General features: G+C 73.1%; 21 protein-coding genes. 17 read left to right on the forward strand and 4 right to left on the reverse strand.

Annotation, left to right across the window (positions count from 1 at the left end; genetic code table 11):
* Positions 1-59: 59 nt before the first annotated feature.
* The 10 genes from DVR05_RS07795 to DVR05_RS07840 all read left to right on the forward strand — a co-directional run bounded on the left by DVR05_RS07795 (position 60) and on the right by DVR05_RS07840 (position 8,775).
* A complete protein-coding gene (locus DVR05_RS07795) occupies positions 60-770 on the forward strand; it encodes an SseB family protein (RefSeq protein ID WP_116245139.1) in 711 nt (236 codons plus the stop codon).
* Positions 771-842: 72 nt separating this feature from the next.
* Positions 843-1,769, forward strand: coding sequence for an A24 family peptidase (locus DVR05_RS07800; RefSeq protein ID WP_116245140.1), 927 nt, complete (start codon positions 843-845; stop codon positions 1,767-1,769).
* Between the two features lie 45 nt (positions 1,770-1,814).
* Positions 1,815-2,996 (forward strand): chorismate synthase, encoded by a 1,182-nt coding sequence (gene aroC / locus DVR05_RS07805; protein ID WP_116245141.1) that lies wholly within the window; start codon positions 1,815-1,817, stop codon positions 2,994-2,996.
* A 210-nt stretch (positions 2,997-3,206) separates the two neighbouring features.
* Positions 3,207-3,722: a shikimate kinase gene (locus tag DVR05_RS07810; protein ID WP_116245345.1), complete on the forward strand. Its 516-nt coding sequence runs from the start codon at positions 3,207-3,209 to the stop codon at positions 3,720-3,722.
* Entirely contained in the window at positions 3,719-4,801 is a 1,083-nt protein-coding gene (aroB, locus tag DVR05_RS07815) for a 3-dehydroquinate synthase (protein WP_116245142.1), read from the forward strand. Before DVR05_RS07810 ends, aroB begins: the two co-directional genes overlap by 4 nt.
* Before the next feature lie 166 nt (positions 4,802-4,967).
* Complete coding sequence (efp, locus tag DVR05_RS07820) at positions 4,968-5,528, forward strand: elongation factor P (RefSeq protein ID WP_116245143.1); 561 nt, start codon at positions 4,968-4,970, stop codon at positions 5,526-5,528.
* The gene (nusB, locus tag DVR05_RS07825) at positions 5,528-5,941 is read left to right on the forward strand and encodes a transcription antitermination factor NusB (protein ID WP_116245144.1); all 414 of its coding nucleotides are present in this window, start codon (positions 5,528-5,530) and stop codon (positions 5,939-5,941) included. The genes efp and nusB overlap by 1 nt, the downstream gene beginning before the upstream one ends.
* 54 nt (positions 5,942-5,995) lie before the next feature.
* Entirely contained in the window at positions 5,996-6,787 is a 792-nt protein-coding gene (locus DVR05_RS07830; RefSeq protein WP_116245145.1) for a methyltransferase domain-containing protein, read from the forward strand.
* Positions 6,788-6,843: 56 nt separating this feature from the next.
* Positions 6,844-8,130: a DNA polymerase IV gene (gene dinB / locus DVR05_RS07835; RefSeq protein WP_198659083.1), complete on the forward strand. Its 1,287-nt coding sequence runs from the start codon at positions 6,844-6,846 to the stop codon at positions 8,128-8,130.
* A gap of 243 nt (positions 8,131-8,373) precedes the next feature.
* A complete protein-coding gene (locus tag DVR05_RS07840) occupies positions 8,374-8,775 on the forward strand; it encodes a DUF3040 domain-containing protein (protein WP_116245146.1) in 402 nt (133 codons plus the stop codon).
* 374 nt (positions 8,776-9,149) lie between these two features.
* Here the strand turns inward: DVR05_RS07840 and DVR05_RS07845 are convergent, their stop codons facing one another.
* The 3 genes from DVR05_RS07845 to DVR05_RS07855 form a co-directional block, all read right to left on the reverse strand.
* Positions 9,150-11,492, reverse strand: a complete 2,343-nt coding sequence (locus DVR05_RS07845) for a DUF3488 and transglutaminase-like domain-containing protein (protein ID WP_116245147.1) — start codon at positions 11,490-11,492, stop codon at positions 9,150-9,152.
* Positions 11,493-11,509: 17 nt separating this feature from the next.
* On the reverse strand, positions 11,510-12,712 hold the full coding sequence (locus DVR05_RS07850) for a DUF58 domain-containing protein (RefSeq protein WP_198659098.1): 1,203 nt from the start codon (positions 12,710-12,712) through the stop codon (positions 11,510-11,512).
* Positions 12,713-12,777: 65 nt separating this feature from the next.
* Positions 12,778-13,770: a MoxR family ATPase gene (locus tag DVR05_RS07855; RefSeq protein WP_116245149.1), complete on the reverse strand. Its 993-nt coding sequence runs from the start codon at positions 13,768-13,770 to the stop codon at positions 12,778-12,780.
* 305 nt (positions 13,771-14,075) lie between these two features.
* Here DVR05_RS07855 and mraZ point away from each other — a divergent pair, with 305 nt between their 5' ends.
* The 4 genes from mraZ (at position 14,076) to DVR05_RS07875 (ending at position 18,277) form a co-directional block, all read left to right on the forward strand.
* Positions 14,076-14,507 carry a division/cell wall cluster transcriptional repressor MraZ gene (gene mraZ, locus DVR05_RS07860; RefSeq protein ID WP_116245150.1) on the forward strand — a complete coding sequence of 144 codons (432 nt, stop codon included), beginning with the start codon at positions 14,076-14,078 and terminating at the stop codon, positions 14,505-14,507.
* Between the two features lie 206 nt (positions 14,508-14,713).
* Positions 14,714-15,865 (forward strand): 16S rRNA (cytosine(1402)-N(4))-methyltransferase RsmH, encoded by a 1,152-nt coding sequence (rsmH, locus tag DVR05_RS07865; RefSeq protein WP_369974507.1) that lies wholly within the window; start codon positions 14,714-14,716, stop codon positions 15,863-15,865.
* 16 nt (positions 15,866-15,881) lie between these two features.
* A complete protein-coding gene (locus tag DVR05_RS07870) occupies positions 15,882-16,319 on the forward strand; it encodes a hypothetical protein (protein WP_116245152.1) in 438 nt (145 codons plus the stop codon).
* Positions 16,316-18,277 (forward strand): penicillin-binding protein 2, encoded by a 1,962-nt coding sequence (locus DVR05_RS07875; RefSeq protein WP_116245153.1) that lies wholly within the window; start codon positions 16,316-16,318, stop codon positions 18,275-18,277. The genes DVR05_RS07870 and DVR05_RS07875 overlap by 4 nt, the downstream gene beginning before the upstream one ends.
* Before the next feature lie 57 nt (positions 18,278-18,334).
* On the opposite strand, the gene mmuM is transcribed toward DVR05_RS07875, so the two are convergent.
* Complete coding sequence (mmuM, locus tag DVR05_RS07880; RefSeq protein ID WP_116245154.1) at positions 18,335-19,261, reverse strand: homocysteine S-methyltransferase; 927 nt, start codon at positions 19,259-19,261, stop codon at positions 18,335-18,337.
* Positions 19,262-19,432: 171 nt separating this feature from the next.
* Here mmuM and DVR05_RS07885 point away from each other — a divergent pair, with 171 nt between their 5' ends.
* The 3 genes from DVR05_RS07885 to mraY all read left to right on the forward strand — a co-directional run bounded on the left by DVR05_RS07885 (position 19,433) and on the right by mraY (position 24,015).
* The gene (locus tag DVR05_RS07885; protein ID WP_116245155.1) at positions 19,433-21,103 is read left to right on the forward strand and encodes a UDP-N-acetylmuramoyl-L-alanyl-D-glutamate--2,6-diaminopimelate ligase; all 1,671 of its coding nucleotides are present in this window, start codon (positions 19,433-19,435) and stop codon (positions 21,101-21,103) included.
* A 393-nt stretch (positions 21,104-21,496) separates the two neighbouring features.
* Positions 21,497-22,945, forward strand: a complete 1,449-nt coding sequence (murF, locus tag DVR05_RS07890) for a UDP-N-acetylmuramoyl-tripeptide--D-alanyl-D-alanine ligase (RefSeq protein WP_116245156.1) — start codon at positions 21,497-21,499, stop codon at positions 22,943-22,945.
* Entirely contained in the window at positions 22,942-24,015 is a 1,074-nt protein-coding gene (gene mraY / locus DVR05_RS07895) for a phospho-N-acetylmuramoyl-pentapeptide-transferase (protein WP_116245157.1), read from the forward strand. The genes murF and mraY overlap by 4 nt, the downstream gene beginning before the upstream one ends.
* Position 24,016 lies beyond the last annotated feature (1 nt).

The following is a 24,016-nucleotide window of genomic DNA, read 5'->3' on the forward strand; positions in this document are numbered from 1 at the left end:
GGCCGGGTCCCGCCCGAGGCCGCCCACCGCTCCACCGACGCCCGGTAGAGTCGGGGTCCGTGAGCAGACCATCCATCATCGGCGCCCAGAACTTCCGCGACGACGACGGCAGCGCCGACCCCGAGGTCGAGGCGCGCCTGCGCGACCACGCGGCGGGCCGTGTCGGAGACCGCCAGGTCCTGTCCGCGCTCGCCGCTTCCCGCGTCCTCATCCCCGTCGTGGCCGTGGCCACGGAGACGGAGACGGGCGCCGCCGGGCTCACCAAGGACAAGTCGAGCGAGGTCGCCGTCCCCATCATGACCGGCAAGGACGGCCGCCGCGGCGTGCTCGCCTTCACCTCCGTCGAGGCGGTGCGGCGCTGGCGCCCCGACGCCCGCCCCGTCCCGTTCACCACCCGGGACGCCTGCCAGGCCGCCGTCGAGGAGGGCGCCGACGCCCTGGTCCTCGACGTCTCCGGACCCCAGCCGTACACCATCCAGGGCCGCTTCCTCGGCCTGCTCGCCGAACACGGCCACGTCCCCGAACCCCAGGACGACCCGCAGGTCCTCGCGCTCATCTACCGTGTCACGCACGCCGAGTTCGGGATCGAACGCGTGCGCGTCCACCCCTCCGAGCGCGCCGAGATCGGGATCCGCCTCGAACTCGACGAACGCGACGACGAGGTCCTGCGCCGGGTCGCCGAGCGCCTGCGGGCCGAACTCGGCCACGTCCTGCCCGGCGGCGTCGAACTCAGCGCGGTCGTGCGCGCCCGTCGGGACGGGTCGGGCTGACCCCGCGCGGGTTGTCCACAGGCCGGGGTCGGGCACTGTCGCCGCGCCCGCGTCGTGGGTAGGTTTCCTGTCATGGCCACCCCCCCGCTGCTCGCGCTCCCCTCCCAGCTCTGGCCGGTCGCCACCACCGTCGCGGTCCTGCTCGGGCTGTGCGGAGCGCTGGTCGGCCTCGTCACCGGACGGCTCGTCTACCTGTTCGCCGCGGCCCGCCCGGACACCCGCTCGCGCGGACGGGCCGCCGTCCGCGCCGCCGACACGGCTTCCCCCGCGCCCGAGGCGTCCACGGACCCCGCCCTCGACGAGGACGAGGGCCCGCCGCCCCCGCGCTGCCCGCACTGCCGCGCCGAGCTCCGCTTCGCCCGCGGCCTGCCCGCGGACCGCGGTTTCCGGCGCCGGGGCAGGTGCCCCCACTGCGAACAGGTCGTCGGCACGCACCCCGGGGTCGTCGCCACCACCGCCGCCCTGTACGCGCTCACCGGCGCACTGGTCGTCCACCACGCCTCCTGGTTCCCCCTCGGCCACCTGGCCGTGCTCTGGCTGGTGGCGGTCGGGGTGCCGCTGGCCGTCGTCGACCTGCGCGTGATGCGGCTGCCCAACGACCTCGTCGCCCCCGCCTACCCGGTGGCGGCCCTGCTCCTCACCGGCGCCGTCCTCACCGCGCCCGGCGGTCCCGACCTCGACGCGGCGTTCGGGGGCCTTGTCGGCATGGCGCTCGTCGCCGCGCTCTTCTGGCTCCTGTGGCGCGTCAACCCCCGGGGCATGGGCTTCGGCGACGTCAAACTCTCCGGACTGATCGGCCTCTACTGCGGATGGGCCGCCGGGCCGATGGGCGCCCTGGTGGCGGTCTTCTGGGCCTTCACCGCCTTCTGCCTGGTGGTGGCGGTCCTTCTCGCCCTGCGCCGCGTCACCCGGCGGGATCCGTTCCCGCTGGGCCCCTTCCTGCTGGCCGCGACCCTGGCCACCGTGCTGGCCGGTCAGCCCCTGGTGTCCGGATGGTGATATCCGATGCCGTATCCAGAGAGGTTTCATGGGAGGATCGTTCACATGTTGCGTTGGCTGACCGCGGGGGAGTCCCACGGACCCGCACTCGTCGCGATTCTGGAGGGCCTTCCGGCCGGTGTGTCCGTCACCTCTGACGACATCGCCGCCGCACTGCTCCGCCGCCGCGCCGGGTACGGCCGTGGCGCCCGGATGAAGTTCGAACAGGACCAGGTCTCCGTCATCGGAGGCATCCGCCACGGCCGGACCCAGGGGGGACCGGTCGCGATCGAGGTGGGCAACACCGAGTGGCCCAAGTGGGAGAAGGTGATGTCGCCCGACCCCGTGCCCGCCGAGGAGTTGGAGGGCGTGGCGCGCAACGCGCCGCTCACCCGCCCCCGGCCCGGGCACGCCGACCTGGTCGGCATGCAGAAGTACGGCCATGAGGAGTCCCGGCCGATCCTGGAGCGCGCCAGCGCCCGGGAAACCGCCGCGCGGGTCGCCGTCGGCGAGGTCGCCCGGCAGTTCTGCCGTCAGGCGCTGGGCGTGGAGATCCTCAGCCACGTCGTGTCCATGGGTCCCGTCGCGGTGCCCGAGGACTCGGCCGAGCCCCGCCCCGAGGACCTGGCCGCCATCGACGCCGACCCGGTGCGCTGCTTCGACCCCCAGACCAGCGCCCGCATGGTCGAGGAGATCGACGACACCAAGAAGAGCGGCGACACCCTCGGCGGCGTGGTCGAGGTGCTCGCCTACGGCCTGCCGCCCGGCCTGGGCAGCCACGTCCACTGGGACCGCCGACTGGACTCCCGGCTGGCCGGAGCCCTCATGGGCATCCAGGCCATCAAGGGGGTGGAGGTCGGCGACGGCTTCCGCACCGCCGCGCGCCGCGGCTCAGCGGCCCACGACGAGATCGAACCCGGCCCCGACGGCGTGCGCCGCCGGACCAACCGCGCGGGCGGCGTCGAGGGCGGCATGAGCACCGGCGATCCGCTGCGCGTGCGCGCCGCGATGAAGCCGATCGCCACCGTGCCCAAGGCGCTCGACACCGTCGACACCGAGACGGGCGAGCCCGCCCAGGCCCACCACCAGCGCAGCGACGTCACCGCGGTCCCGGCCGCGGGTGTGGTCGCCGAGTCCATGGTCGCGCTGGTCCTGGCCGAGGCCGCCGTGGAGAAGTTCGGTGGGGACTCGGTCGCCGAGACCGCCCGCAACCTGCGTGGATACCTGGACTCGCTCACCATCCGGTGAGGATCGCGCGCCGGGTCGCCCCGCACCCGACACGGGTGGCCCGGCCCCCGGACGGCCCTCGGCCGTCCGGGGCGGCGCGGACCGGGCACGGTGGCCCCTCGCCGCACGCGCGGGGGCGGGTCTGCTAGACAGATGTTGGACGAGGACGACGTGCGGTTCCCCGCGTCCGCGGGGATGGACGGGTAGGCGAGTGTGGCCAGAGCGATCGCGGTGCTCATCGGATCCCCCGGGTCGGGCAAGTCAACCGTGGGGCGCGCCCTGGCCGAACGCCTGGGCGCCGAGCTGCTGTGCACCGACACCGAGATCGAGAAGCGCGCGGGCAAGCCGATCGGTGACATCTTCGTCGAGGACGGCGAGGCGCGCTTCCGCGCGCTGGAACGCGAGATCGTCGCCGAGGGGCTGCGCTCCTGGGACGGGGTGATCGCCGTCGGCGGCGGCGCCGTGCTGGACGAGGACACCCGCGCCGACCTCGCCGACCACCACGTGGTCTACCTCCAGGTCGAGTTCGCCGAGGCGGCCAGGCGCGTGGGCATGGACGTCGCCCGGCCCCTGCTCGCGGGCAACCCCCGCGCCCGGCTGCGCAAGCTCCTCGACGAGCGCCTGCCCATCTACGAGAGCCTGGCCACCGTCACCGTGCCCACCACGGACCAGCACCCCGAAGAGATCGTCGACGCCATCCTGCCCACCCTCGGGCCCGGACGGACGACTGGAAAGGCCCAGCAGTGACCGTGACCCGCATCGGCGTCGGTGATTCCTCCGGCCGCTACGACGTGGTGGTCGGCAGCGGCGTCCTCGCCGAACTGCCCTCGTTGGTCGGCTCCGCGGCCCAGGTCGCCGTCATCCACCCCCGGGGCCTGGGCGAGATCGCCCGTCCCGTCGTCGGCGCCCTGGAAGCCGCCGGGTACACGGTCCGGCCCATGCCGGTGCCGGACGGCGAGGCCGCCAAGACCGCCGCCGTGGCCACCGACCTGTGGTCCCGGCTCGGTCAGTACAACTTCACCCGCACCGACGCGATCGTCGGCGTCGGCGGCGGGGCGACCACCGACCTGTCCGGGTTCGTCGCCGCCACCTGGCTGCGCGGCGTCCGCTCGGTCCTGGTCCCCACCACCCTGCTCGGCATGGTCGACGCCGCGGTCGGCGGCAAGACCGGCATCAACACCCCCGAGGGCAAGAACCTCGTCGGGGCCTTCCACCCGCCCGCGGGCGTCCTGTGCGACCTGGCCACCCTGCCGAGCCTGCCCCGGGCGGACTACGTGGGCGGCCTCGCCGAGATCGTCAAGGCGGGGTTCATCGATGACCCCGTCATCTGCGACCTCATCGAGGACGACCCCGAGGGCGCCACCCTCCCCGAGGGCAAGCACACCCGCGAACTCATCGAGCGCGCCGTCCGGGTCAAGGCCGACGTCGTCTCCGGCGACCTCAGGGAGAGCGGCCGCAGGGAGATCCTCAACTACGGACACACGCTCGGCCACGCCATCGAGCGCGCCGAGAACTACACCTTCCGGCACGGCTACGCGGTGTCCATCGGCATGGTCTTCGCCGCCGAGTTGGCCCGCCTCGACGGCCGTATCGACACCGACCTGGTCGAGCGCCACCGCTCGCTGCTGACCTCGGTCGGCCTGCCCGTCTCCTACGCGGCCGGGGCCTGGCCCGAGCTGCGGGCCGCGATGAGCGTCGACAAGAAGGCCCGCGGGGCCACCCTGCGCTTCGTCGTGCTCGACGGCCTCGCGAGCCCCGCCATCCTCAGCGCCCCCGCCCCGGAGCTGCTGGACGCGGCCTACCGCGCGGTCACGGGCGGCGCCTGAGGCCCGCGAAGCCACTAGACTGCCCATAGGAGGGGTGCGCCCCGGCGGCCCGACGCCGCTGGTCAACACATGAGGACTCGTTCGGTCCGCGCCCCACCCCACCGATCACCGGCCGGAGCACCGCGCCCGGCCCCGACGTGTCAGACCCCTTGGAGAGACGACCGAAGTGGCCACGACGAACGACATCAAGAACGGCACGACCCTGCGACTCGACGGCGTCCTGTGGAACGTCCTGGAGTTCCAGCACGTCAAGCCGGGCAAGGGCGGCGCGTTCGTCCGTACGAAGCTGAAGAACGTCCTCACGGGCAAGATCGTCGACAAGACCTTCAACGCCGGGGCCAAGGTCGAGTTCGCCAACGTCGACCGCCGCGAGATGGAGTACCTCTACAACGACGGCGAGTCCTTCATCTTCATGGACACCGACACCTTCGACCAGCTCCCCGTCGGGGCCGAGGTCGTCGGCGACGACGCCAACTTCCTCCTGGAGAACACCAAGGTCACGGTGGCCACCAACGAGGGCAACCCGCTCTACATCGAGCTGCCCGCCGCCGTCGAGATGGAGATCACCCAGACCGACCCCGGCGTCCAGGGCGACCGCTCCACCGGCGGCACCAAGCCCGCCACCGTCCAGACCGGCGCCACCATCCAGGTGCCCCTGTTCATCACCACCGGCGAGCGCGTCAAGGTCGACACCCGCACGGGTGACTACCTCGGGCGAGTCAACTGATGAGCGGAGCACGGCGCAAGGCCCGGCGGCGCGCGGTCGAGGTCCTCTACGAGTCCGAGGTGCGCGGCATCTCGGTCGACGACGTCATCAGCCGTCGCCGGGCCCAGCCCGAGCCGCCGATCAACGAGTTCACCGAGAACCTGGCCCGGGCGGTCGACGAGCGGCGCGCGCGCATCGACGAACTCCTGGACAGCTACGCGATCGGCTGGACCCTGGAGCGGATGCCCGTCGTCGACCGCAACATCCTGCGGATGGGCGCCTACGAACTGTTGTGGGCCGAGGACATCCCCGACGGCGTGGCGATCGCCGAGGCGGTCGGTGTGGCCAAGGAGCTGTCCACCGACGAGTCGCCGAACTTCGTCAGCGGGCTTCTGTCACGCTTGATGGAGAACAAGGCACAGCTCGCCCTCTGACGGCGGCCACGTGAGGGCGGCCACGGGCGGGGACACCGGAGTGAGGGGACGCAGGTGACTGACAGGACCAGCGCGACCGCGACCACCAGCGGCTTCGGCGCGGGTGGCGCGACCGGGCCGGGACGGGCGGCCAACGCGGCGCGCACCGCCGTGGTGTGGGACGCCCTCGCGGAACTGCTGGCCGGCCTCGGGTCGGGACCCCTGGAGATCGTCGACGCGGGCGGCGGCACCGGGGGCGCCGCCGTCCCGCTCGCCGAGCTCGGCCACCACGTGACCGTCGTGGAGCCCAACCCCGACTCCCTGGCCGCCCTGGAACGCCGTGCCGCGGAACGCGGTGTCACGGTGCGCGGGGTCCAGGGGGAGACCCGTGACCTGGCCTCGTTGTTCGCCCCGGGCAGCGCCGACCTCGTCCTGGTGCACAACGTGCTGGAGTACGTGGAGGACCCCGCGGGTGCACTGCACGACGTCGTCGGGGTCACCCGCCCCGGCGGGGCGGTGAGCCTGCTGGTCACCAACGCCGTCGCCGGGGCGCTGCACCGGGCGCTGGCCGGGCACATCGCCGACGCCGTCCACCTGCTCGCCGACCCCGAGGGGCGATGGGGCGAGGGCGACCCGATGCCGCGCCGCCTCACCCGCCAGCAGCTGCTGGCCCTGATCGGGGAGGCCGGCCTCACCGGTGAGCGGGTCCGCGGGGTCCGCGTGTTCGCCGACGTCCTGCCCGGGCACGCCTGGGAGGGCGACCTCCACGCCGGACAGCACCTGGTGGAGTTGGAGAAGGCCGCCGCCGACCACCCGGAGCTGGTCGGCATCGCCACACAGCTGCACGCCGTCGCCCGTCGCCCATGAGTCCCGCGGCCCCTCCACCGGGGCGGGCGTTCTCGAAACGGACGTAACCTGGGCGCATGAGCCGACGCCAACTGGAGCGCGGTGCCGCGCTGCGCGGAATGGTCACCCCCGACGGCATCGTCGCGCTGGGACCGGACTTCCCCGCGGACGGGTCGGGCCCCGACACGGGGTGTGACATCCTGCACCTGGACATGGACGCGTTCTTCGCCAGCGTCGAGCAGCGGCGCCACCCCGGGGCGAGGGGACGCCCGGTCATCGTCGGCGGGACCGGACCGCGCGGGGTGGTCTCCTCGGCCGACTACCTCGCCCGGGCCAAGGGCGTCCACTCGGCGATGCCCATGGTGCGGGCGACACGCCTGTGCCCGGAGGCGGTCGTGTTCCCGCCGGACGGGGCCGCCTACCGTGCCGCCTCCGAGGCCGTCATGGACATCCTGCGGTCGGTGACCCCCCTCGTGCAGCCGCTCTCCCTCGACGAGGCATTCCTGGACGTGTCCGGGGCGCGCAGGCGGCTCGGCGGACCCGTGCGCATCGCGGCGATGATCCGCGAGCGCGTTCGGGCCGAGCAGCGGCTCACCTGTTCGGTGGGGGTGGCCGCCACCAGGTTCGTCGCCAAACTCGGCTCCACGCACTGCAAACCCGACGGCCTGCTCCTGGTCCCCACCGACCACGTGCGCTCCTTCCTGGACCCGCTCCCGGTGGGGGCGCTGCCCGGTGTGGGCGACCGGACCGAGCAGACCCTGGCCAGGCTGGGGCTGCGCACGGTCGGCGCCCTGGCCCGAACCGACCCCCACCTGTTGCGGACGGAGCTGGGCGCCAAGGCGGGAACCCGCCTGGCGGAGCTGGCCCGCGGTGTGGACGAGACCCCCGTGGTCCCCGAGACCCCCGACAAGAGCGTCGGGGCCGAGGAGACCTTCGACGCGGACGTGGGCGATCCGGAGGTGATCAACCGCGAGCTGCTGCGGCTGTCGGAGCAGGTGGCCCGGCGCCTGCGCGCCTCGGGGCAGGTGGGGCGCACGGTGAGCGTGAAACTGCGCCGGGCGGACTTCTCCACCATCACCCGGTCGCGGACCCTTCCCGAGGCCACGGACGTGGGCCGGGAGATCAGCGCCGTGGCACGCGAACTGTACGCGGCGGCGGGGCTGGACCGGGTCAGGTTGCGTCTGGTCGGCGTACGGGTGGAGGGGGTGCTCCCCGCGGACCAGGCTCCGCGTCAGCTCGCCCTGGACGAGGAGGAGAGCGGCTGGCGGGACGTCGAACGCGTGATGGACAGGGTGGCCGCCCGTTTCGGTCCGGGCGCGATACAGTCGGCGGTACTGGCCAAGCGTGACGAAAACGACGTATGATTCCGCAACTTCCGGGCACCTCCGAGCGTTCTCAGGATAGGACCGGAGTCAGGGTAGGCAGAGAGGCATGGAAGCCGGTGTTTCCGATACAGAGTGCGGGTACCGTGACCCAAGCGGGTCAGGTGGTCACACAGCTTTTCTTTCCAGTAGGCGCTAGCGCGCCGTATTCTGGGCATACCACTGACCGAGAGACTGTTCATCAGTACCCGTCACCCCAACCGGGGACTGTCGTAGGGAGGCGCCGTGCCGCTCTCTGAACACGAGCAGCGCATGCTCGACCAGATCGAGCGGGCGCTGTATGCCGAGGACCCGAAGTTCGCGAACACCGTTCGGCAAACGAACCCCGCGGTCCACTACAAGCGCTGGATCATCAAGGCCGTACTCGGATTCGTCATCGGCGTCGTACTGCTGCTGGCGGGCCTCCTGATCGGTAACCCGGTCATGCAGGTACTCATCAGTGTCCTCGGCTTCATCGTCATGCTGGCGTGCTTCCTGTGGGGCGCCAACGCATGGCGTAAGGCAGCCGGAGGGGGCGCCGAGCCCGCGGTGCCCGCGGACGCGAAGCAGAAACGCAAGGGCGACCGCCCAGGCATGATGCACCGGTTCGAGGAGCGCTGGCGTCGCCGCCATGAGGGCGAGGAGTAGACAGTGTCCCTTCGGCCCGGGTTGACAGGCCCGGAGGGCCGGGGACGCTTCGTCTCCGCCTTCGCCTGACGCTCTTCCTCACCAGCGGCTCGACCCGTCTCGCGGCACCTCGGCGGTGCCCGAACGAAGCCCCGCGTGGTGGGCGCACGGACGGCGCCCCGGCTCCCCGCCTCTCGGAGCGACGCGCCGGTGCGATCGGGAACGGCACGACGAGCACGGAAGCGGCGGGGTCCACCTTCGATGTGGATCCCGCCGCTTCCGGCGTTCTCGGACACCGTTGGCGCCCCGGCACCGGCCCACCCTCCATCGGGGCGTACGACCGCGCGGACGGCGAAGACCCCCCGGGGCGCTCCCGGGGGTCTTCCCACCGTTCCTCAGGCGGCCGTCGGCGCGGGCCCCAGGTCCGGCCGCGGCCGACGCCACGGCGCCAGTGAACGCGGCAGCAGCACCGCTCTGAACCTGTCCCCTCGGCCGCTGGCCGCGACCAGTCCGGCACGGGCCGCGCGCAGGTCCTCCCGCGGTTCCCGCACGACGGCCGGTTCGGGGGCGTACCGCGCGGACTCCTCGCCCAGGGCCAGCCGCCACAGCGCAGCACGGGCCTCCTCCGGCAGCGGTCCCCGTGCCGCCAGACGCGCGGCCGTCGCCCTCGGGCTCTCCGTCAGATCCCACGTCACACCCAGGTCCACGCAGGTGTCCCGGAGCTCCCGCCACGCGGCGTGCGCCGCGGCGGCGGGTGAGCCCCCTGTGAGGGCGGCCGTGCGCGATCCGCGCACCGCCGTCCGGACGAGGGCGGGCAGGGCGACCAGAGCCAGCCCGCCCAGGACCGCGGCCGCGACCGGCAGCCACACCGGAACGGTCCAGCCGCCCGAGCCCGACGCCGGGCCCGCGGCGGACTCGTCCGTCCCCTCGCCCCCGGGGGTGGCGCTCGCCTCGGGTGCGTCGGTCGGTTCGTCGCTCTCGGGCTCGTCGTCCGGGCCGGGCTCGGTCTCCGGCCGCTCCGGCTCCTCGTCCCGGCCGGTGCCGTCCGTGGCGTCGCCGCCCGTACCGTCGGTGTAGTCGGGCACCGTGGCCGTTCCCTGACCGTCGGCGGAGGCGGGGGTCGGCTCGAACCGCACCCAGCCCACGCCCTCGAAGTACAGTTCCGGCCAGGCGTGCGCGTTACCCGTCGTCACGGCCCACCGGCCGTCGCCCATCCGCTGGCCCGCCGTGTAGCCGGTCGCCACGCGGGAGGGGATGTCGGCCTGGCGCGCCATGACCGCCATGGCGCCGGCGAACTGCTCGCAGTACCCCACCCGGTCCTCCAGCAGGAAGTGGACCAGCGGGTCGGCTCCCTCGGGGACCGCGGGCGGCGTCAGGTCGTAGTCGAACCCGCCTCCGGTGAAGTGCTCCTGGAGGGCGACGGCCCGTTCGTAGGGCGAGTCCGCGTCCTCGGTCAGCGTCTCGGTCAGCTCCGCCACGCGCGGGTCCACGTCGTCGGGCAGCGCGAGGAGGGAACCCGGCGCCGACCACGCCTGCCCCGCCGCCGCCAGCTCGTCCGCCGACGGGGTGACCGACGTCGACTCGACGGTGAAGCTGAGGCCGGTACGCGGACTGTCGGTCGTGAACACCATGAGACTGCCGGGGTCGGCGTACCACTCACCGGCCACGTCCACCGAGCGCGGCCAGTACGGCATCGGCAGGAAGTCCAGGCTGGGCGCGTCGGAGTCCATGGAGATCCGCGTGGTCGCGGTGGGGCCGTCGGGCTCGCCGGACCAGCCCGCCGACAGCGGCAGGTCGTCCTCGATCCGGGAGTCGTCGTCCGCGTCGACCGGCGACATCGCCCAGTTCACGCCGTCGAACTCGTCCAGCACGTACATGCGCAGGTAGTCGGGCTCCTCGGCGTCGGTGGTGTAGGTGAGCACCGTCCGGTCGGAGCCGGAGGCCAGGTTGCTGCGGAGCGAGACCAGCGGGTGCGTGGTGGTGATGACGCCCGGCCCGTTGCCGATGTAGGTGCCGTCCGCGGCCTGGTGGATGACGTCACTGCGCAGTGACGGAACCGCCAGCGGGACCGTCAGCGTCAACAGTACGGCCGCCGTGACGGACACGGCGGCGACGGCCGCGCGCCGCAGGCCGACCAGGAACCGGACCGAGGGGTCGCGCCCGTCGGGAACGGGCAGTCCCCACTCACGGCCGCGCAGCCACATGTCCACGGACAGCAGGACGAGGAACCCGACCGCGGCGCTGAGCGCCGCCCCCGGCGCCACCCCGCCGTCGTCCACCACCAGGGGGACCATCAGCAGCGCGATCAGCAGGCCCCCGACCATCCCCGGGCAGCGCGCGGTCACGGCCAGGAAGTCCGCGGCCATCGCGATCACGGCGAAGGCCACCGCGATGATCAGCGCGACCCCCGCGGTCCCGGTGACCGGAGGGGTGCCGGTGTTGACGGCGTCGATGCCCCGCTCCAGCAGGCGCACCAGCTCGGGGAAGGTACCGGAGGTGGGGATCAGCCCCAGGACGGCGGTGTGCGCCGCGAACAGCGGGGTGAGCAGCACCGCCATGACGAAGATCTGGAGGAAGGGCACCGCCGTGGCGCTCCACCCGGTCAACCGGTAGAGCGCCGAGGCCGCCGCCACGCCCACCATCATCAGCACGGCCGGGAACCACCAGCCGGGGCCCGTCACGATCGTGCCGAGCAGGGGCACCGCCGCCACCAGGCTGACCAGTGTGGCCGTCGGCATCAGGGGACGCAGCGCTCTCAACGCAGACCCTCCAGAGGGGTGGTCGGCCCGGCCACCGGGGCGGCGGCACCGGCCCCCCGCCACAGGGGCGGCAGCTCGCCGGGTGTGGAGACGGTCATGACCCGCCACCCCGCGGACGCCAGGACCTTACCGGCCCCGTCCAGGGCGTCGGCGGAGGGCCAGGCGGCCCGGGCGCACAGCACGGCCAGGCGCGTGCCGCCGCGGATGTCCGACAGCGCCGCGACCTCCTCGGGGCTCGTCGCGCCCAGGACCGCCACCACCAGACTGGCGGACCGGCCCCGCTGGGCGCCGAGCATGTCGACGCCGCCGAGCAGCCCCGGGGCGTCGGAGGGCGCGGCCACGGCCAGGCCGTCCAGAACCCCGGCGGAGGAGGCGGTGGGCACACGGCCGCGTTCGGTGTACAGCCGCAGTTCGTGGCCGTTGTCGGTCAGGTACACCGCGACGGACGCGGCGACGGACACGGCCGTCTCCAGCGAACCGGCCGGGCCCTCGCCCAGGTGGGCCCGCAGTCGGGTGTCCAGCAGGACCGCGCTGTGCTCGCGCCAGTGCTGCTCGTCGCGGCGCACCATGAGCTCGCCGTGTTTGGCGGTGGACCGCCAGTGCACCCGGCGCAGTTCGTCGCCGTACTGGTACTCGCGGGGAACCGGGTCCTGCTCGCCGGCACCGGCCACCGACCGGCGGGGCGACTCCTCGCCCTGCGATCCGTCGACCGCCCCCAGCGGGGACAGCGGCACGGTCGGCGGCGTGACCAGCAGGTGCGAGGGGGCCCCGACCAGACGGGTGACGCGCGCGCATCCGAGCGGGTCGGTTATCCCCACGATCAGCGGCCCCACGGCGTAGCTGCCGCGTACGGCGGGGCGCACGAGGTAGGACACGTCACGGACCGCGCGCGCTCCCAGGTACCCGACGGTGAAGCGCGGGTGGGCGCCCAGGGGGACGGGGAGGCCGTCCTCGACGAACACCGAGGTGACGGGCCAGACGGAGGAGGCGTTGCCGATCCGTACCAGCACGCGCGCGTCGTGCCCGGCCGGGACCCGGCTCGGGACGAGGGCCCGACTGTGCGCGATCCGCGACGCCGCCCCGATCAGGCTGAGCGAGGCGACCGACGGAACGGCGACCAGCAGTACGCCCAGGCCCACGATCTCGCGCTGGCCCACGACGAGGCCGACGACGAGGGCGAGGACGCCGAAGAAGAGCATGGAGCCGCCGCGCACGGTGAGGGTCCGCCGCGTCCAGGACGGGACGGGGGGTGTCGGCTGTCCGGTCACTGCGGGCCGGGGACGGGGAGACGGGAGACCAGCTTGGCGACGATCTGTTCGGCGGACAGGCGCTCCATCCCGGCCTCGGGGCTGGGCAGCAGCCGGTGGGCCAGGACCGGCACGGCCAGCGCCTGGATGTCGTCGGGGACGACGTAGTGCCGACCGTCCAGGGCGGCGTAGGCGCGGGCGGCGCGCACCAGGTGCAGTGTCGCGCGGGGGGAGGCGCCCAACCGCAGTTCGGGGCTGGTGCGCGTGGAGTTGACCAGGTCGACCACGTAGCGGCGCATCCCGGGCGCGACGTGCACCGAACGCACCCGGTCGGCGAGGTCGCGCACGTGCGCCGCGTCGGTGACCGGCGCCAGCCCGTCCAGGGGGGAGTGGGCGCTGTGGGCGTCGATCATGTCCAGTTCGGCCTGGGGTGCGGGGTAGCCGACGGAGACACGGGCCATGAACCGGTCCCGCTGCGCCTCGGGAAGGGTGTAGGTGCCCTCCATGTCCGAGGGGTTCTGCGTGGCCACCACCATGAAGGGGCGCTCCAGCGTGCGGGACTGTCCGTCGGTGCTGACCTGGCGCTCCTCCATGCACTCCAGGAGGGCGGCCTGGGTCTTGGGAGAGGCGCGGTTGATCTCGTCGCCCAGGACGATGTTGGCGAACACCGGTCCGGGGTTGAACTCGAACTCGCGCCGGTCCTGGTGGTAGACGTTCACGCCGGTGATGTCGCTGGGCAGCAGGTCCGGGGTGAACTGGATGCGCTGCACCGAGCAGTCGACCGCCCGCCCGAGGGCCTTGGCGAGCATCGTCTTGCCGACACCGGGCACGTCCTCGACGAGGAGGTGGCCCTCGGCGAGCAGAACCGTCAGCGCGATGCGCAGGACCTCCGGCTTGCCCTCGATGACGGTCTCGATCGCGCCGCGGACGCGGTCGGCGACGGCGACGATCTCGCCGACGTCCGTCCGGACGCCGCCTCCCTGGCCGCCGTGGTGTGTGCCGAGTGACACGAGACCCCTCCCGCTTGTCCTGGCTCCGTGTGTCGGTGTCGCTCCGAGGCTAGGCCCAATCGGAGCGATTGCAAACCAAAGTGCTGGAATCGGCCGCCGTCGGCCCTGGTCGACGGCGGCCGTGCCCGAACCGCGCGGCGGCGGTCTCGGCGCCCCACCCCAGGCGCACGTCTGTGACCTGCGCCTTCGAGCGCGAAACGGCGTAGGGACACGGGTTGACGCTGTTGACGGTGGAGGAGAGTGGAGTAAGGTGGGGGAATGTGGGGAAAACGAGGTTCCCACGACGGGGTGAGGGAGGTGGCGCCGTGTTCCTCGGCACACACACCCCCCGCCTCGACCAGAAGGGGCGGCTGTTCCTTCCGGCGAAGTACCGCGACGAACTGTCGGGGGGGTTGGTGATCACCAAGGGTCAGGAGCACTGCCTCTACGTCTTCCCGATAGAGGAGTTCCGGCGCGTCACCGAGGCGCTCAGCTCCGCTCCGGTCACCGCCAAGGCGGTTCGCGACTACGGTCGGGTCCTCTTCGCCAGCGCCTCCGACGAGTCCTGCGACAAGCAGGGCCGGATCACCATCCCGCCGAAACTGCGCGACTACGCGGGCCTGGACCGCGAGTGCGTCGTCATCGGCGCCAACACGCGGTTGGAGATCTGGGCGGCCCAGGCCTGGTCGGACTACGAGGCCGAGCAGGAGCAGGCCTTCGCGCGACTGTCGGAGGAGGTGCTGCCCGGGGTGCTGTGACACCGGTGCCCCGCCGGTGCGACCAGCACGACAGTCCACACCCTCGCAAACCGGGTCCGGCCGGACCCGCGGACACGGCACGGACGAGCTGGCGCGACTTCCCCGGCGCCAGGTCGTCAACGCGAGCCCGCCGAAAGGTGGACAATGGCGGCCGTGTCCGGACGAGGTCCGGCCGGACCCCGGTCGGGCCACGCCAAGGACACCGCGTGACGCACACACCCGTGCGTCCGCGCGGACACTCAGGGGGAGAGGGCGACAGCGTGGAGGAACGGCACGGCATGGGGGACGACCGGCGGCACGGGGGAGCGGACCCGGACGGCGTCGCGGACAGGACCGCCGCCGCGCGGTCGGAGGAGGAGAGGTCTGCGCCGGAGGCGTCCGCGGAGGGTGGCGGAGGGCGGGGGGAGAACCCTCTGCACGTACCCGTCATGCTCGACCGGATCGTGGAACTGCTCGCGCCCGCGCTCAGCCGCCCCGGCGCAGTGCTCGTCGACGGCACCCTCGGCCTGGGCGGTCACGCCGAGGCCCTGCTGAAGGCGTGCCCCACCGCGCGCCTGGTCGGGGTGGACCGGGACACCACCGCGCTGGAACGCAGCGCGAAGCGGCTGGCCCCCTACGCCGACCGCACCCACTTCGTGCACGCGGTCTACTCCGACATCCCGCGCGCCCTGGACGAGGCGAGCGCCCCCGAGGCCGACGCCGTCCTGCTCGACCTGGGCGTGTCCTCGCCCCAGCTCGACGAGACCGAACGCGGCTTCGCCTACGCGCACGACGCCCCCCTGGACATGCGCATGGATCTGACCCAGGAGCTCACGGCGGCGGACGTGGTCAACACCTACCCCGTCGCCGAGCTCACCCGGATCCTGCGCACCTACGGCGAGGAGCGCTTCGCCTCCCGCGTCGCCCGCGCGATCGAACGCCGACGCGCCAAAGCCCCCATCGTCTCCACCCGCGAACTGGCCGAACTCGTCCGCGACGCCATCCCCGCCGCCACCCGCCGCACCGGAGGGCACCCAGCCAAGCGCACCTTCCAGGGCCTGCGCATCGAGGTCAACGCCGAACTGTCCATCCTCGACCGCGCCCTGCCCGCCGCGATCTCCCGCCTGGCTGTCGGCGGGCGGATCGCGGTGCTGTCCTACCACTCCCTGGAGGACAGGATGACCAAACGGGCCCTGACCGACCTCGCCACCGACACCACCCCCGCCGACCTCCCCGTCCCGCTCCCCGACCGGCAGCCGGAGCTGCGGCTGCTCACCCGGGGCGCGGAACTCCCCACGGACGCAGAGATCGAAGGCAACCCACGTGCGCAGTCCGCCCGCCTCCGGGCGGCCGAACGCGTACGCCGGGCATCGCGGTAGAGCGGTAGGAGAGCAGATGAGTTCGAGTACGGACACACGCCGCGCACCCGACCGCGGCGAGGGCGCCGGGCGCACGCGGCCGGCTCGTCCCGGCGCGCGCGCACGGGCGGCGGCCAAGGCGGGGACCGCCCGGGACGGGGCCGGACAGGGCCGCGCCCCGCGCATCCCGTTCGTCCTGCTCATCCTCTGCCTGCTCGGCGGCGCACTGGTCAGCCTCCTCGTGCTGCGCAGCGTCATCGCGCAGGAGGCCTTCACCATCACCCGCCTCCAAGCCGAGAACCGCGAACTCTCCTACGCCCAACAGCAGTGGCGCGACCGGATCGCGCACCTGGAGAGCTCCCAGCGGATCGCGGACGAGGCCGAGGAACTGGGCATGGAACAGCCCGAGGAGGGGCCGCGCTTCCTCGACCGGGACCGCGGCGAGGTCCTCGGCGGCACCGGAGGCGACGAGTGAGCTCCCCGCGGGACCGACGTCCCCGCGACCCGAAACGGCCCGGGACGACCAAGCGTTCGGGGTCGCGGCCCGACAAGCGCCCCCGTAGGCCGTCGAGCCGCCCCGCGGGCGGCGGTCGTCCCGCCGCCAGCACGCGCTCCTCGGCCGGTCCGACCCGTGGCTCCGGCCGGGGGCGCGCACGCGGCCGCGCCGCGCCGCCGCCTCCGCCGCTGCTCCGCCGCACCTTCCACCGGGGCGACCCGCACAAACGCATCAAGTTCGGCGGTGTGCTGATCGTCGTGGTGCTGCTGCTCTTCGCCGGACGGCTGACCCAGATCCAGGGTCTGGACGCCGAGACCTACGCGGAGGCGGCCTCCAACCTGCGCCTGCAGACCATCGACATCCCCACGCTGCGCGGCCAGATCACCGACGTCAACGGCAGCCCGTTCGCGCTGTCGGTGGAGGTGCGCAAGGTCTTCGTCGACCCCGAGGAGGTCGAGGAGGACGAGCGCGACCGGCTCATCGAGGAGCTCGTCACCCGCTTCGACCTGGAGGAGGACGAGGTCGCCGCGCGCGTGGACGCCCGCCCCAGCCGGTACCAGGTCGTGGCCACCGACATCCTGCCCCGCGACTGGGCGGACCTGAGGGAGCTGGGCCTGTCCGGTGTGGGCGCCGAGGTCGACTACCGGCGCGTCTACCCCGAGGGGACCGGCGCGGCCGACCTGGTGGGCTTCGTGGGCGCCGAGGGCTACGGCCTGGAGGGCCTGGAAGGCTACCTCGACTCCACCCTCGCGGGCGAGCAGGGCAAACGCCAGGTCGAGGTGGGCAGCGACGGCACGCAGATCCCCATGGCGGGCGGCCTGGTCCGTGAGCCCGTCCCGGGTCAGGACGTGCGCCTCACGCTCGACCGCGACCTGCAGTGGTACACCGCCCGGGTCCTGGCCGAACGGGTCGAGGAGCTGGAGGCCGAGGGCGGCAGCGCCATCGTCATGCGCCCGAGCGGGGAGATCCTCGCGATGGCCGACTATCCGACCTACTCCCAGGACGACATCTCCTCCAGCGGACCGGAGGAGTGGGCCAACGGGGCGGTCCACGAGACCTTCGAGCCGGGCAGCACCAACAAGGTCATCACCATGGGCGCGGCCCTCGAGGAAGGGGTCACCACCCCCGACACCGTCTACACGGTGCCCTACGCCATCCAGTACTACGACCAGACCTTCCGCAACTCCAGCAACCACGGTACCCAGCGGCTCACGGTCAACGGCATCATGGCCCAGTCCAGCAACGTGGGCACCATCAAGATCGCCGACCAGGTCGGCGCGGGCGTGCTGCACTCGTACCTGAAGACGTTCGGGCTCGGCCAACCCACCGGTCTCGCGCTCCCCGGCGAGGAGGCGGGCATCCTCACCGACCCCGAGGACTGGTGGGGCACCCAGCTGCCGTCGGTGTCCATCGGTCACGGTCTGTCCGTGAACGCCGCGCAGATGGCGTCGGTCTACGCGACCATCGCCAACGGCGGGGTACGGGCCGAGCCGCGTGTCGTGGCCGGGACCGTGGACAGCGAGGGTGAGTTCACCCCGTCCGAACCGGGAGAACGACGCCGGGTGATCAGCGAGGAGACCGCCGAACAGCTCGCACTCATGCTGGAGGCGGTCACCAGCGACGAGGGCACCGCGCCCCAGGCCCGCATCGACGGCTACCGTGTGGCGGGCAAGACCGGTACAGCCAACCGGATCAACCCCGAGACCGGCCGCTACGAGCGCGGCGCCTACACCGCGACGTTCGCGGGGTTCGCCCCCGCCGACGCACCCGAACTGGTCGTCCAGGTGGTCCTGCACAACCCGCAGGAGTCCTACTACGGCGGCGAGGCGGCCGGGCCCGTGTTCAACGACATCATGTCCTTCGCGCTGCGGTCGATGCGCGTCCCGCCCACGAACACCGAGCCGCCCGCCATCCGCCTCTTCGGCGACGAGGGGTAGCCGGCGCTCGCCCCGGGCCCGCGCCACCCCAACGGACGCCTCCGGCGCCGCCCTGCCCTAGGCACCCCGACGGCGCCCGAACCGCCGGTCCACGTTGGCGCGGATCGACCGCACGTGCTCGGGGCCGGTGCGGCAGCACCCGCCCACGAGCACGGCACCGGCCTCGCACCAGGTGACGGCGGCGGCCCCGAACCCCTCGGGGTCGCTCGTGCCGGTCCACCGGCGCCGGCGCGCGTCCCACACCTCACCGGAGTTGGGGTAGGCGACCGCGGGCAGACCGGCCGCGGCGACGGCACGGACCAGTGACGGGACGAACCGGGGAGCGGTGCAGTTGACACCGACCGCCACCAGCCGCCCCTCGGCGTGCCGGGGGGCGAGCTCGGCGGCGACCTCCGCCAGCGGCGTGCCGTCGCTGATCCGTTCCCCGTCCGCGCACGAGAAGCTCATCCACGCGCGCACCCCCGGTGTCTCGCCCAGCAGCCGGGCCAGGGCCCGGGCCTCGGCCGACGACGGGATCGTCTCGCACGCCACCAGGTCGGCCCCCGCGTCGGTGAGCAGCTCCCACCGCTCGCGGTGCCACGCCACGAGCCCGTCCTCGTCCAGGTCGTAGTCCCCGGTGTACTCCGAACCGTCCGCGCGCGCCGCGCCGTAGGGACCCACCCCCGCCGCGACCAGCCCCGCCCCGAACGCGTCCCGCGCCCCGCGCGCCAACGCCACGGACCGCACGACCAACTCCCGGGCCCGCGTCCGGTCGATCCCCCGTGCCGCGAACGCCGCCACGGTCGCCTGGTACCCCGCGGCGATCGCCACGTCCGCGCCCGCCTCGAAGTAGTCCGTGTGCACCCGGCGCACCAGCTCCGGCTCCTCCGCCAGCAGCCGCGCCGACCACAGGCCCCCGCCCAGGTCCCGCCCGTAGGACTCCAGACGGGTCGCGAGTCCCCCGTCGAGGACCAGCGGCCGCCCACCCGACACGATCCGGACCATGCGCCCCCTCCCGGTGTGTGCTCCACCGTACCGAGCGTCCGCGTCCCACCCCCCCGACCCCACCCCGCGTAACCTGGGGGAAACGCCCACGAGGGAAACCCACGTCGCGCGCAGCGTGGAAATTACCGAGCGGTCGTCCACAGCCGTTAACCTCCACTCGTGCCACCGGTAATGCGACCTGAACACACCCAACTCCGTCCGCTGTCCGCCCTCGCGACGCTGCTCGGGCCGGACACCACCCTGCTGCGCCCGGACCACGGCGCCGACGACACCGCCGAGGTGCCCGGCGAGGAGGTGCACGTTCGCGGCATCACCCACGACTCACGCAAGGTACGCCCCGGCGACCTCTACGCCGCCCTGCCCGGTACGCGCGCACACGGCGCCGACTTCTCCGCGCAGGTCGCCGAGGCGGGAGCCGCCGCGATCCTCACCGATGCCGCCGGAGCCGAGCGGGCGGCGGCCACCGGGCTGCCGGTGCTCGTCGTCCCGGACGCGCGGGCCGCGCTCGGCACCGCGGCCGGATGGGTCTTCGACGACCCGGCCCGGGACCTCCTCCTGGTCGGGACCACGGGTACCAGCGGCAAGACCACCATCACCTACCTGGTCGAGTCGGGCCTGCGCCGGGCCGGGATGAGCACCGGTCTCGTCGGCACCGTCGAGATGCGGGTCGGCGACGAGCGCGTCGCCTCCTCCCTCACCACCCCCGAGGCCACCGACCTGCACGGCCTGTTCGCGGTCATGCGCGAGCGCGGCGTCACCGCCGCCGCCATGGAGGTCTCCAGCCACGCCCTCGCCCTGGGCCGGGTCGGCGGCACCCACTACGACGTCGCCATCTTCACCAACCTCTCCCAGGACCACCTGGACTTCCACGCCGACCTGCGCGACTACTTCGAGACCAAGGCGCGCCTGTTCACCCCCGAGTACTGCGACATCGCCGTCGTCAACACCGACGACCGCTTCGGCCGCGCGCTCGTGGACATGGTGCGCGGGGAGGGGGCCGTGCCCGTCACCACCTTCGCCGTGGACGGCTTCTCCGACGCGGCCCCCGAAGCGGGCGCCACGGTGGCCGACTGGCGGGCCGTGGACGTGCGCCTGGGCGCCACCGGCAGCACCTTCCGCATCGTCGGCCCCGGCGGTATGGAGGCCGACGCCTCCGTCTCCCTGCCCGGCCCGTTCAACGTGTCCAACGCCATGGCCGCGATCGTCGGCCTGGTCGAGGCCGGGCTCCCGCTGGAGACCGCGATCGCCGGGGTGGCCGCCGCGCCCGGAGTGCCCGGACGCATGGAGCCCGTCGTCGTCGACGACGTGCCGGGCGTGGTCCAGGACTTCACCGCGATCGTCGACTACTCGCACAAACCGGGCGCCATCGAGGCGGTCCTGACCGCCCTGCGCACCACCACCCGGGGGCGGCTGACCATGGTCGTCGGCTGCGGGGGCGACCGCGACCGCGCCAAACGCCCGCTCATGGGCGAGGCCGCCGCGCGCCTGGCCGACCACCTGATCATCACCAACGACAACCCGCGCACCGAGGACCCCGTCACCATCGCCACCGCGATGCTGGAGGGCGTGGCCAAGGTGCCCGAGGAGGTCCGGGCGCGCGTCACCGTCGAACTCGACCGGGCCGAGGCCATCGGCCTGGCCGTGGCCGGGGCGGACACCGGGGACGTGATCGTCGTCGCGGGCAAGGGCCACGAGACCGGCCAGTACGTCAAGGGCGAGGTCCTGCCCTTCGACGACCGCGAGGTCCTGCGCGCCGCGGTGGAGGAGCGGCTCAGCGTCAGCGCCCGCGAACGTCTGGGGGTCGCTCTCCAGGACATCCACAGAGCCCCTGACGAGGGCTGACGACGGCTCGGCGGCGCCACACGCCGGAACGTGACCGAACGGACGCCCCGGGGCGGGGTTGCGCCGCCGCCCCCGGGCGTCCCCCGGAGGCGCGCCGCACGGGAACACGGTCTGGCGCGGCGGTACGGTCACGAAGTGGCGCATATTGTTCTACACGGGCCCCTGACAGGACCTCAGACACCCCAACATGTTCTAAGGTAGGTCCGGCAATCGCAGCCCGGAAGCGTGCCGCCCATGGTGGCTCCCACGGCGACGGCGTGTGCCGACCCCGTGGTGAGGCCCGCGCGCCGTCGCGCGCACGGCATCCGCGGTGCCATCCCCTGACCTGAACTCCGGCCGGGTGGCCAAGCGCCCCTGCGGCGCCGTGAGCCGGGCCTGACATGAGGAGTGGATTTGATCGCGCTCACGCTCGATCGGATCGCTGAGATCACCCAGACCACCATCGGTGGACCAGCGGGCCCCGAGACCGTCGTGGACGGCCCGGTCGTCATCGACTCGCGCCAGGCCGCGCCGGGAGCGCTCTTCGTCGCCCTGACCGGCGAACGCGTGGACGGGCACGATTTCGCGACAGCGGCCGTCGAGGCGGGGGCGGTGGCCGTCCTGGCCTCCCGCCCCGTCGACGCGCCCCACCTGCTGGTGGACGGCGGCGACGACGGCGTCGTGGCGGCGTTGACGCGACTGGCCGCCCACGTGGCCGGGGAACTCGGCGATCCCCGTCGGGGAGCGGACACCACCGACATCATCGGAATCACCGGATCCTCCGGTAAGACCACGACCAAGGACCTCATGGCCCAGGTGGTCGCCCGGCACGGGACCACGGTGGCCACCGCCGGTTCGTTCAACAACGAGATCGGCCACCCGCTCACGGTGCTGCGGGCCGGCACGGACACGCGCCACCTCGTCCTGGAGGCCGGGGCGCGCGGGATCGGGCACATCGCGCACCTGTGCCGTGTCGCACCGCCGCGCATCGGCGTCGTGCTCAACGTCGGCAGCGCGCACATGGGCGAGTTCGGCGACCGCGACGCGATCGCCCGGGCCAAGGGCGAACTCGTCGAGGCGCTGCCGCCCGGCGGACAGCGGCGCGGCCGAGGCGGCGTGGCCGTCCTCAACGCGGACGACCCGCGGGTGAGCGCGATGGCCGAACGCACCGCGGCGCGCGTGGTCACCTACGGACTCGCCGAGGACGCCGACGTGCGCGCCACCGACGTGGTCCTGGAGCCGACCGGGGCCCCGTCCTTCACGCTCCACCTGGACGGCGACTCCGTGCGGGTGCGGTTGGCGCTGGTGGGCGCCCACCAGGTGCACAACGCGCTGGCGACCGCGGCGGTCGCCGACGAACTCGGCATGGACATCGCGGCGATCGCCGACGCCCTGGGCGCGGCGACCCCGATGAGCCGGTGGCGCATGGAGATCACCGACCACGACGGCGTCACGCTCGTCAACGACGCCTACAACGCCAACCCCGAGTCCATGCACGCGGCCCTGAGCACCCTGGACTCCCTCGCGCGCGGTCGTCGCTCCATCGCCGTCCTCGCCCACATGGCCGAACTGGGCGAGGACGGGTACGCCGAGCACGAGCGGGTGGGCGAGTTCGCCGCCCGGATCGGCGTGTCCCACCTGATCGTGGTCGGAGAGCAGGCCGAGGGGATCGCCGTCGGCGCCGAACGCGCCGCCAGAGAGGGGCGGTGGCGCGGCGAGACCGTCCGGGTGCCGGACGCCGGGGCGGCGGCCTCGGCGGTGCGCGAGCGGATGCGCACAGGAGACGTCGTCATTGTGAAGGGATCGCGGGTGGCAGCGCTCGAAAGGGTTATCGACCTCATCACCGAGGGTGATGTCCAGTGATCGGCATCTCCCTCGCGGCGGCGATCTCGCTCATCGTCTCCATGGCGCTGATGCCGCCGCTGATCAAGCTCCTGTACCGGTTCAAGTTCGGCCAGGAGGTCCGCGACGACGGCCCCGAGGGCCACAAGACCAAGCAGGGCACGCCCACGATGGGCGGCATCGTCATCATCCTCGGCGCGGTCGTGGGCTACTTCGGTTCACACCTGGTGCTGTGGCTGGTCCAACCGGGCTCCAGCGGCCCCACCGCCTCCGGCCTGCTGGTGATGTTCCTCTTCGTCGGCATGGGCTGCGTCGGCTTCCTCGACGACTTCATCAAGATCTACAAGCGCCGCAGCCTGGGCCTGCGCAGCGGGGCCAAGATGGTCGGCCAGGCCGTCGTCGGCGTCGGCTTCGCCTACGGGGTCACCCAGTTCCCCAACGGCTACGGGTACACGCCGGCCTCCCCCAGCCTGTCCTTCCTGCGTGACTTCGGCCCCACGCTGATGCTCCCGCTGTTCATCCTGTGGGCGCTCTTCCTCATCGTCGGCTTCTCCAACGCGGTCAACCTCACCGACGGCCTCGACGGCCTGGCCACCGGAGCGACGATCCTGTCGCTGGTCGCCTACGTCTTCATCGGCAACTGGCAGCTGCGCCAGTCCTGCGTGTCCTACCTGGCCACCAACTGCTACACGGTCCGCGACCCCCTGGACCTGGCCGTGGTCGCCTCGGCCGTCCTCGGCTCGTGCATCGCCTTCCTGTGGTTCAACGCCCCGCCCGCGAAGATCTTCATGGGCGACACCGGCTCCCTGGCGTTGGGCGGGCTCGTCGTCGGACTGGCCATCGCCACCCGCACCCAGCTCCTGCTGCTGCTCATCGGCGGTCTGTTCGTCATCATCACCCTGTCCGTGATGATCCAGATCAGCTCGTTCCGCCTGACCGGCAAACGCGTCTTCCGCATGGCGCCGCTCCAGCACCACTTCGAGCTCAAGGGCTGGGCCGAGACGACCATCGTGATCCGCTTCTGGATCATCCAGGGCCTGTTCGTGGCGATCGCCATCGGACTGTTCTACCTGGAATGGATGCCAAGGTAGA

It is taken from the genome of Nocardiopsis sp. FIRDI 009 (assembly GCF_003386285.1).
Lineage (GTDB): Bacteria > Actinomycetota > Actinomycetes > Streptosporangiales > Streptosporangiaceae > Nocardiopsis.

What these genes read in the sequence shown, in the direction of transcription:
- DVR05_RS07885 (WP_116245155.1), top strand. Translation starts at nt 19,433, where the DNA reads ATGCGACCTGAACACACCCAACTCCGTCCGCTGTCCGCCCTCGCGACG.
- DVR05_RS07845 (WP_116245147.1), bottom strand. Translation starts at nt 11,492, where the DNA reads ATGCCGACGGCCACACTGGTCAGCCTGGTGGCGGCGGTGCCCCTGCTC.
- nusB (WP_116245144.1), top strand. Translation starts at nt 5,528, where the DNA reads ATGAGCGGAGCACGGCGCAAGGCCCGGCGGCGCGCGGTCGAGGTCCTC.
- dinB (WP_198659083.1), top strand. Translation starts at nt 6,844, where the DNA reads ATGAGCCGACGCCAACTGGAGCGCGGTGCCGCGCTGCGCGGAATGGTC.
- DVR05_RS07800 (WP_116245140.1), top strand. Translation starts at nt 843, where the DNA reads ATGGCCACCCCCCCGCTGCTCGCGCTCCCCTCCCAGCTCTGGCCGGTC.
- aroC (WP_116245141.1), top strand. Translation starts at nt 1,815, where the DNA reads ATGTTGCGTTGGCTGACCGCGGGGGAGTCCCACGGACCCGCACTCGTC.
- DVR05_RS07850 (WP_198659098.1), bottom strand. Translation starts at nt 12,712, where the DNA reads ATGCTCTTCTTCGGCGTCCTCGCCCTCGTCGTCGGCCTCGTCGTGGGC.
- DVR05_RS07870 (WP_116245152.1), top strand. Translation starts at nt 15,882, where the DNA reads ATGAGTTCGAGTACGGACACACGCCGCGCACCCGACCGCGGCGAGGGC.
- mmuM (WP_116245154.1), bottom strand. Translation starts at nt 19,261, where the DNA reads ATGGTCCGGATCGTGTCGGGTGGGCGGCCGCTGGTCCTCGACGGGGGA.